We start from the raw sequence: 9,027 nt of genomic DNA, 5'->3' as shown, positions 1-9,027 counted from the left end.
TCTATGCGCTGCACGAATTCTCCGAGGCCGGCGCATTGCCGTTTGTCGATAATCGATACTGGCATGACATGACAGAACCGTACGGTCCCAACGGGATCTACGGTGCCTGGCTGAGCTACAGCCTGGTGCTTGCGCCGTTGGCCTTCCTTGGCTTTGCGTGGCTGTCAGGCCGAAGAGGTTCGGGGCCGCCCGAAAAAGTCTGAGCCGTGCGAGGTGCGGATAGCGCGAAGGCTGCCCGCTGCAGGCTGCGTCGACTGGTAGACGAAATCGCGGAGGGGCCACCGGACGCAGCCCGGTGGGCACGTGCGGGACGAAAGAAATCGCGGCAACCTGCCGGGCGTGAAGCGCGGAGAGGCGATCATGTGGATCGTGGTCATCAGCGGCCATGATCGCTGCCCGACCCTTGGCCTGCCACTTGCGGCGTGTCACGCTGAGCGACAAAGATCAGCGCAATGGTGACCGCGCAAAAAGCCGCACCTGCATAGAACGTGAAGGCTGCTCCGAGCCGGTCCCAAAGCAAGCCGGCCAACGCGCTGGCAATGAGAAGCGCCAGCCCGCTCGCCAGATTAAAGAAGCCGAACGCCGTGCCTCGCAGATCTTCGGGCGCGGTGTCGGCTACCATGGTGGCAAGCAGTCCCTGGGTCATGCCCATATGCAGCCCCCATAGCGCCACGCCGGCCAGCATTACCGCCCAGTACGCGCCTATCGCCAGCACGAGGTCGGCGAGAATAAGGGCCACCAGACCCCATGCCAACAGCGTGGTATGAGGCAGACTATCGGACAGCTTGCCAAAGGGATAGGCCGACAGGGAATACACCACGTTCATCGCGACCAGCACGAGGGGCGCCAAGTACAGAGGCAAACCGACCTGTTGGGCGCGCAGCACCAGAAACGCCTCGCTGAACCGAGCCAGCATGAACAGCGCCCCAATCGCGACCACTTGCCAGTACGATCGTCCAAGACGAACAAGGTTTGCCCACTTGATGGGGTTGGTTCGCTTGGCGTCGACATGGGTGTGGGGCTCTCGCACCCCGAGCATCAGCAGCAAGACTGAGAGGATGCCTGGGATGACTGCCACCCAGAAGACGGCCCTGAAATTATTCGCCCACAGATACATCAGGCCGATAGCACTCAGCGGCCCGAGAAAGGCTCCCACGGTGTCCAGCGATTGTCTTAGGCCGAAGGCGGCGCCCCGGAGGTGCGGCGGTGCGATGTCCGCGACCAGCGCATCGCGAGGGGCGCCGCGAATGCCCTTGCCGATTCGGTCCGTGAGACGCGCCGCCAGTACGGTTCCCACGCCGGGCGCCAGTGCGAAGAATGGCTTGGACACCGCGCCAAGCGCATAGCCCAGTACCGCGAGCCATTTGCGCTTGCCGAGGTAGTCGCTGAACGCCCCCGAGAAGACCTTTACCATCAGGGCGGTCGCCTCGGCGAAGCCTTCAATGAGTCCAACGTCGAAGGCGCTGGCGCCAAGCGCCGTCACCATAAAGATGGGGAGCAGGCTATGTATGATCTCCGACGAAAGATCCATCAGCAGGCTGACAAAGCCCAACATCCAGATCGCAGGCGGGATCTGGCATAACGTGGTGCGATGGGATGCGGTCACGGCGATTTCTATGAGGCAAGGTTGACGCCGGGACGATGCTTGAGCCCATGCAAGACGCACGGGAGCCGCACGGTTAAATCGGGCGCTCGAATGAATTCACCCAGTTTAGGGGCACCTCGCGCTCGCTTGCTATCGGGGAGGCGCCAGAATTGGCGAGATGTTACGCCGGTGAGGCGCTCCACGGCCCACGGCAGGCAAGCCGAGCCGAGGAGACGGTTCTCCCCAGCGCGGAGCCGCATTGGCGGCGTTACACCTGGGTAGATGGCCGGTGCGACCGCAAATTGTAGACGACGCTTGCGGCGATAATGAGCAGAATCAGGACTTGCGCTACGACGGTCTGGACGGACGGATAAATGCCCAGGACGTCGATACGAGGCATGGAGATCGGCGTAACTTGTAGGAAGCCGACTTTCTGAAGCGCAGCTATGCCTTTACCAATCAGAACGACCGCCAACACGCCGACCAATGCTGAGCTGAAGGCAAAGAACTGACCAATCGGCAGGCGCGCCGTGGAGCGCAGGAGCACGATGGCGATCGCGGCCAGGATGGCGATACCCGACGCAAGTCCTGCGAGCAAAAATACACCGTTGCCCTCTGTCCACAGGGCAGCGTAAAAGAGGACTGTTTCAAACACTTCTCGATAGACGGTCACGAACGACAGCAGGAACAGCATCAGCGCTGATTTCTTGTTCAATGCCGAGGACAGCTTCGCCTTCACATAGGCCTGCCAGCGACCCGCAAGACTCTTCTGGTGCATCCACATGCCCACGCCAAGCAACACGATTGCGGCAAACACTGCGGAAAAACCTTCCGTCATCTCGCGACTGGCGCCACTCAGGTCGACGACATAGGTGGCTACCGCCCAGGTCAGCCCACCGGCCGCCAGCGCAGTAACCCAGCCTGCATGCACGTAGGGCAGGACATCGGTGCGATCCGCTTTCTTCAGGAACGCCATCATCGCGACGACCACCAACAGGGCTTCAAGCCCTTCTCGTAGCAGGATTGTCAGGGCGCCGAGGAAGGTCGATATGGCGTCATTGGTGCCGCCCAGCGCCTCCTGTGCGTCGTCAAGCTGCGATTGCAACTTCTGCGCAATTTCATGGGCGCGTTCCACCTGGCCCGCTGTCACAGCATTGCGATAGAGCCCCATCGTCTTCTCGATATCCTGGAACAGCGCCTGGTTCTTGGCAGCCAGCGCCGGCTCGACGGGCTCGAAGCCGTCGAGATAGGCAGACAACGCCAGCCGCGAAGCCAACTGCCTGTCGCCCTTGTCCAGGGTGGCCAAGCTTTCCTTCAGCTTGTCTCTGGCGATCATCAGGCTGTCGGTGCTTGACGCGGTGACCGAGCCCGGCGTGCTCCTGAGGTACGCGGTCAGTTGGCGAGCGGCATCCGCCCCGACGGTCTTGGCGAGCGCAGCCTCGGAGGTCTGGCTTAACAAGGCCAGCGTGGGCACGGCTGCGTGGAGAGCCGGTTGAGAGGTCCACAGCTTGGCGCCGGCCTGGCGGTCGGCATCCGAATACGAAAGGGTCGAGGCAAAATAGGCGAGCGCCCAGCGTTCCTCGTCCGAGAGTTGAGCAAATGCCGGCATCGACGTCCCTTCTACCCCGCGCGTGATGATTTGCTGTAGGGCAAAGACGCTGCGCTCCTGGGCGCGCTCGTGATCAGCCAGGGCGATCGGTGGCGGGCTCAGCTTTGCAGCTAGTGGGCCGTCCGCGTGCCCGGAAACGCCGTGGCACGAAGCACATTGGCTTTGATACAGCTTTGCCCCTTGTTGCAGATCGGGCAGCTTGCCGGGGGCCATCGGGACCGGATAGGCTGCGAGGAGTCCGCCGGCCAGTTTGCGAGCTTGCTCGCCGACTGATTCGGGCGGGGCCTTTTCTGCAATGGATGCGCGCAACGCCGCCGCTTCCTTGGCCAACTCTGGCGCGGCTGGCGTCGGCGGCAACTCGGTTAGCTGCCGTTCAGCGGCCTGCGCGAACTCCTGCATCTCGGCATACTCGGCTTCGTTGGCGACGTGGCCATCCTTGACGGACCGGCCATAGTCGACAGCAAGGTAGTCCAGTACTTGCCAGATTTGCTTGGCCTTGTCTTGCGTGGCGAGAGGATCTGCCTGTGCGGTCGAGACCGTCACGAACAGAGAGAGCAGAACAATCGAAAGGAGACGCAGGGCTTGCATGGGAGGCCTTACCGGCAGAACAGCGATTTCGCGTACAAATGCGAATGATTGTAATTCTATTTGCCGGCACGATGCCACTATCCAAATGCAGGAGACGAAGTACGGCGCCAGGGATGCCCACCTAGTCGCTTGGATGGGCGGTGGTCCCCCGCGTATCACACACGCAGTCCGACAGTCCCTGCAGAATCCCGCACGATTGGGCGGGCCTGGCACCAGAACAGGCTTCGCGCAGTTCCACCAAATGGTGCTTCAGTTCGAGCAAAGCTCCGATCCGAGATTCGACCTGACGGATGTGCTCATCCAAGAGCATATTGACTTCACCGCAATCCTGGTCGGGCCGCTTCCGGTAACTCAATAAGGTCCGTACGTCGCTCAACGGCATATCCAGAGACCGGCAGTGACGAATGAACTGCAAGCGCTCCACGTGCTCCTCGCCATACAGGCGAAAATTCCCCCGGCTGCGGCCCGGCGGCGGCAACAGCCCTTCTTGTTCGTAGAAGCGAATGGTCACCACCGGGCATGCGGTGCGCTTGGCAAGCTCGCCGATCTGGATATTCATGGCGTCGGATGGGAGATGTCTTGACTCTATAGTAACTAGAGGGTGTTAAATCGGCAACGCGAGATGAATACACACAAGGGGTTGCCATGAGCGAATGTGGCTCGAAGGGATGTGGCTGCGCTTCCGTTGCGACGCGCAACCCAGAACCGAGCACGGTTGGCGCGGGGCTGAAGCAGGCGCGCTACCGAATCGAAAACATGGACTGTCCGACCGAAGAGGCGCTGATTCGCGACAAGCTCGCGAAACTGCCCGGCGTGGGAGGACTTGAGTTCAATTTGATGCAGCGAACGCTAGCCGTTAGCCACCAGATGGCGTCACCGGGCCCTATCGAGGAGGCGCTATCGGCCATCGGGATGCGGGCGGTTCGCATGGACGAAGCAACGCCCCTGCAAAATACGGTACTGGCCATCCACCAGATGGATTGCCCGACCGAGGAGGCGCTGATTCGCAGCAAGCTTGCCGGCATACCTGGCGTCGCCAGCCTCGAGTTCAATCTGGTGCAGCGGACGCTGCACGTCTGGCATGCGGCTGACACGCTATCCCACGTGCTTACAGCCCTGAAATCACTCGGCTTCGACGCCGAAGTGCGCAGCGCCGGTGCCCCCGCAGCGGCCGAGGCACCGGGGCCCGCGCGCACGAACTGGTGGCCGCTTGCGGTGTCAGGGGTGGCCGCGACGCTGGCGGAGGTCGTGTACTGGCTCCATGGTGGCAACCATTGGGGCGTGGTCGCGCTGGCGCTGGCGGCCATCTTCACTGGTGGCCTCACCACCTATAAGAGGGGCTGGATCGCGCTCAGGAATCGCAACCTGAACATGAATGCGCTGATGTCCATTGCGGTCACTGGCGCCATGCTGATTGGTCATTGGCCCGAGGCGGCGATGGTGATGGTGCTTTTTGCGCTGGCCGAAGTCATCGAGGCCAAGTCGCTGGATCGCGCCCGCAACGCCATTCGCGGCCTGATGGATCTCGCACCGGATACCGCACTGATTCAGCAAGCTGACGGCAGTTGGGCCGAGGTGGATGCCAAGGCCGTCGCAGTTGGTAGCCGGATTCGAGTCAAACCTGGTGAACGCATCGCCCTCGACGGTCAGGTCATTGAGGGGCGCTCCACCGTCAACCAGGCACCGATTACCGGCGAGAGCCTGCCGGTCGAAAAGATCGAGGGCGATCCTGTGTTCGCTGGCACGATCAACGAGTCCGGCTCATTCGAATTCCGCGTCACGGCGGCAGCCAACGCGTCAACATTGGCGCGCATCATTCACGCCGTCGAAGCGGCCCAGGGAAGCCGCGCACCGACGCAGCGCTTCGTCGACCAGTTTGCCCGCCTCTACACACCCGTCGTATTCGCCGTGGCCTTGGCGGTGGCGGTTCTACCCCCGTTGGTGTTCGGTGGACCGTGGCTGGACTGGATCTACAAGGCCCTGGTCCTGCTGGTGATCGCCTGCCCCTGCGCTCTGGTGATTTCCACGCCGGTGAGCATTGTCAGCGGCCTGGCCGCGGCCGCGCGGCATGGCATCCTCATCAAAGGCGGCGTCTATCTGGAAGAGGGGCGCAAGCTGAAGTGGTTGGCCTTGGACAAGACTGGCACCATCACGCACGGCAAGCCCGCCCTGACCGATTTCGTGGTGTGGGGCGACGCCAATCCGGCCACATCCAGGCTGCTGGCTGCGAGCCTGGCTGCCCGCTCGGATCACCCAGTGTCCCTGGCGGTGGCGCGCGCCGCCGAAGGTGAAGGATTGATACCTTGCGACGTCGCCGATTTCGCGGCATTGCCTGGCCGTGGGGTGCGTGGCAGCGTCGATGACCACTCCTACCATCTGGGCAACCACCGGCTGGTCGAGGAACTGGGCGTCTGTTCGCCAGAACTCGAATCGCGGCTCGCTGCGCTTGAGGCCGAAGGCAAGACCGTTGTAATGCTGGTCGGACCAGAGGGGGTGCAGGCGTTGTTCGCAGTGGCCGACACAGTGAAGGAGAATAGCCGTCAAGCCATTGCCGATTTGCACACCTTGGGTGTCAAAACGATGATGCTGACGGGCGACAATCCGCATACCGCCACGGCAATTGCTGGCCAGGTCGGCATTGACCGCAGTCGGGGCAATCTGCTGCCCGAAGACAAGCTGCGGGAAGTCGAACAACTGTCAACGGACGGGAAGACTGGCATGGTGGGCGACGGCATTAACGATGCGCCGGCGTTGGCGCGAGCGGACATTGGCTTTGCGATGGGCGCGGCAGGAACCGACACGGCGATCGAAACTGCCGACGTGGCGTTGATGGACGACGATCTGCGCAAGCTGCCGACGTTCGTGCGGCTGTCCCGTGCCACCGCCAGCGTCCTGAAGCAGAACATCGCTCTGGCGCTCGGCATCAAGGCGGTGTTCCTGGTGCTCACCTTCACTGGCCAGGCCACGATGTGGATGGCCGTGTTCGCCGACATGGGCGCCAGCCTGCTGGTGGTCGGCAATGGATTGAGGCTGTTGCGTCGATGAGCTGGAAGGCCATTTTTTACGACTGGGGCGGCTTGAACGGTGCACTCTTTCAGCTTATCAACGCGGCCACGCCGGCGTTCCTGATGCCGCTTGCCTGGCTCTTCAGCAATGTCCTGGGCAACTACTGGACAGCGCCCGTGGTCGTGCTTGGGCTGTGGGCATGGTCAAGTTCAACGGCAGAGGCTAGGCGCACCATGGCGATTCGCTGTCAGCTTCTTCAATTTGTAGTCGGCTTCGGGATCGCATTTGCAATCGCCTCATGCTTGAAGCTCGGGCTCGATTTCCCGCGCCCGGCGGCAGTGTTTGGCCAGTTGGATCATGTGCTCGGCACGGTGGAGGAGCGCTACAGCCTACCGAGCGGCCACTCCACGTACGCCGCACTGGTTGCCGGGGCGTTGTGGCCGCTGCTGGGCATTCGCCGGAGACTGGCTTTGATTGTCTATGTCGTGCTGGTCGGCTGGTCGCGCATTGCTGCAGGCATGCACTTCCCCGCCGATGTGCTGGCCGGCTGGGGGATCGCCACCGTTAGCCTGATGCTCGCTGGCTTCCTGGTGAGGATGCTGCCGGGCGCAATCAGGACAATGGCGACGCGTGCAAGCGGTGCCTGGTACGCCTTGGCAGCCGCGGTGCTACTAGGCGATCAACTTGCAAAGACCGTCATCTCACAGCTCTTTGGGTATGGCGAGCAAGTCGGCATTACCCCATTTTTCAATCTTGTGCATGTCAGGAACAACGGTGCGGCGTTTAGCCTGCTGGCGGGCGCTGGCGTCTGGGCGCGTGTCGGTTTTGCCGCGCTTGCGATGTGCATTTCGCTGTGGCTAATTGACCAGCTTCGCAGGGGCGCGCCGAGATGGGAGGCGGCTGGCTATTGCTTGATCTTGGGTGGTGCGTTGGGTAACGCTGCAGATCGCCTCTTGCGGGGAGCTGTGGTGGATTTCCTCGATTTCCACTGGCGAGGGACACATTGGCCTGCATTCAACCTGGCCGACGTGGCGATCACGGTCGGTGCGGTCTGCTTGATCGTGGCTACGCGGCGTCGCGGCGGGCAAATCCGAGCAAATTCCACGGCGTAGCCACTACTATTCCTTGCAATGGAGGATCGCGCCAATCGAGCGCCGCACCGTCGAGAAGCCCGTGTTGTTCGAACTCAGGTTGCGTCGAACTCGCGCTGTGCCAGATTCGCCGACTTGCCAATGTAGATAAGCCCGTTGGTCGGCACCTCAAAAGGGGCGATCGCATCTTGGCAATTGAGAAAGAATGCATACACGCCTGGACAGCTCGGCGCACTCAGTTGTTCGGGAGTGGACGCCCTACTCAGGAGGATGTCAACGATCTGGTCGTGGAGCATGGTCGCAACCGCATAAGAGACAGTAGCCGAACACCCATGATGCCAGTGTATTTGGCTGATTTGCAACGACGTCTGGCGCGAGGCGCCGCCCTACAACCCAAAACTTGCATGATTTCGTTGGCAGGCGACGCGCGACATCGGGGGCGAAAACGGCACGGAATGGCGGCTTTCATGCGAGGGAGCCAGGGGGGCTTCTGGCCGGGAAGCGACCTTCGTCACAGCGCAAGTCCCGGTCATGCTCTCGGTGTACGATGTGCGGGGAGAACCGTCCGAGCGGGACGAGACATTGTGGAATCTCAAAGTCCATGGGGGCAGCTATGGGGTTTTCTTGCCGAAAGTTTCTCATTGCCCGTGACGATACTCTCTGGCAGCTGCCAACCACCAAATTCCAGCGGATGTTGCGGGAGCCGGCCAACCACTGCTTGTCCACTTTTGCCGGGCAACGCGCACGCATGGCCGATGTGGTCGTCGAACTGGTGGCCAGAGAGCCAGTGCGCGTCGTTCGAACGACGTTTTCCATTCTCACGTTCGATGCCGAAGGTTGCCTCGATCCAGGGGCATTCGAAAAGCAGCAATTTGCGCTCGCGGAGTCGGTCGTTGCCCCCGTCTTCGCCGCATCCGTGGATGAGAGCAAGCAACCCGTCGTTGACGCGTCCGCGCGATTCATTGCGCAAGGGGGCCAATGGGTTCCGACACGAGCTTTGGCGCGCGCGATCGATGAGGCGGCGTTGGGGCAACGACGGTGCCTACGCCTGTAGGTAGTTGCGCAAGCGCGGCGCTTTGGTAGGTGCGCATGCCGGCGTCGGCGCGCCGCCAGCGCAAGCCGGTGGGGCAGAGCGCCTCACAAATGAC

Annotated in this window: 6 protein-coding genes and 1 pseudogene; 4 read left to right on the top strand and 3 right to left on the bottom strand. The window is 62.0% G+C overall.

What is annotated here, in order from left to right; translation table 11 throughout:
* Nucleotides 1-203, top strand: a pseudogene (locus WD006_RS28345) (FTR1 family iron permease); the annotation flags it as partial.
* A 173-nt stretch (nt 204-376) separates the two neighbouring features.
* On the opposite strand, the gene WD006_RS28340 reads toward WD006_RS28345, so the two are convergent.
* The 3 genes from WD006_RS28340 to cadR all read right to left on the bottom strand — a co-directional run bounded on the left by WD006_RS28340 (nt 377) and on the right by cadR (nt 4,341).
* Complete coding sequence (locus WD006_RS28340) at nt 377-1,555, bottom strand: MFS transporter (protein ID WP_035832055.1); 1,179 nt, start codon at nt 1,553-1,555, stop codon at nt 377-379.
* 298 nt (nt 1,556-1,853) lie between these two features.
* Nucleotides 1,854-3,782: an FTR1 family protein gene (locus WD006_RS28335; RefSeq protein ID WP_008645747.1), complete on the bottom strand. Its 1,929-nt coding sequence runs from the start codon at nt 3,780-3,782 to the stop codon at nt 1,854-1,856.
* A 121-nt stretch (nt 3,783-3,903) separates the two neighbouring features.
* Nucleotides 3,904-4,341 carry a Cd(II)/Pb(II)-responsive transcriptional regulator gene (cadR, locus tag WD006_RS28330; RefSeq protein ID WP_008645748.1) on the bottom strand — a complete coding sequence of 146 codons (438 nt, stop codon included), beginning with the start codon at nt 4,339-4,341 and terminating at the stop codon, nt 3,904-3,906.
* Between the two features lie 86 nt (nt 4,342-4,427).
* Between cadR and WD006_RS28325 the strand changes: the two genes are divergently transcribed.
* The 3 genes from WD006_RS28325 (at nt 4,428) to WD006_RS28315 (ending at nt 8,933) form a co-directional block, all read left to right on the top strand.
* Complete coding sequence (locus WD006_RS28325) at nt 4,428-6,827, top strand: heavy metal translocating P-type ATPase (protein ID WP_011229367.1); 2,400 nt, start codon at nt 4,428-4,430, stop codon at nt 6,825-6,827.
* Nucleotides 6,824-7,900, top strand: a complete 1,077-nt coding sequence (gene lspA / locus WD006_RS28320; protein WP_011229366.1) for a signal peptidase II — start codon at nt 6,824-6,826, stop codon at nt 7,898-7,900. Before WD006_RS28325 ends, lspA begins: the two co-directional genes overlap by 4 nt.
* A 580-nt stretch (nt 7,901-8,480) precedes the next feature.
* A complete protein-coding gene (locus WD006_RS28315; RefSeq protein WP_017514739.1) occupies nt 8,481-8,933 on the top strand; it encodes a hypothetical protein in 453 nt (150 codons plus the stop codon).
* The last annotated feature ends 94 nt before the right edge of the window (nt 8,934-9,027 follow it).

Origin of the sequence: Cupriavidus sp. Met-2, from assembly GCF_049843575.1 — a bacterium.
Classification (GTDB): Bacteria; Pseudomonadota; Gammaproteobacteria; order Burkholderiales; family Burkholderiaceae; genus Cupriavidus; species Cupriavidus metallidurans.
This window is presented reverse-complemented; position numbering and strand designations above follow the sequence as displayed.

Bases quoted from the DNA above. Each gene is read 5' to 3' on its own strand.
- lspA (WP_011229366.1), top strand. From the start codon at position 6,824: ATGAGCTGGAAGGCCATTTTTTACGACTGGGGCGGCTTGAACGGTGCA.
- WD006_RS28340 (WP_035832055.1), bottom strand. From the start codon at position 1,555: ATGTTGGGCTTTGTCAGCCTGCTGATGGATCTTTCGTCGGAGATCATA.
- WD006_RS28335 (WP_008645747.1), bottom strand. From the start codon at position 3,782: ATGCAAGCCCTGCGTCTCCTTTCGATTGTTCTGCTCTCTCTGTTCGTG.
- cadR (WP_008645748.1), bottom strand. From the start codon at position 4,341: ATGAATATCCAGATCGGCGAGCTTGCCAAGCGCACCGCATGCCCGGTG.
- WD006_RS28315 (WP_017514739.1), top strand. From the start codon at position 8,481: ATGGGGGCAGCTATGGGGTTTTCTTGCCGAAAGTTTCTCATTGCCCGT.
- WD006_RS28325 (WP_011229367.1), top strand. From the start codon at position 4,428: ATGAGCGAATGTGGCTCGAAGGGATGTGGCTGCGCTTCCGTTGCGACG.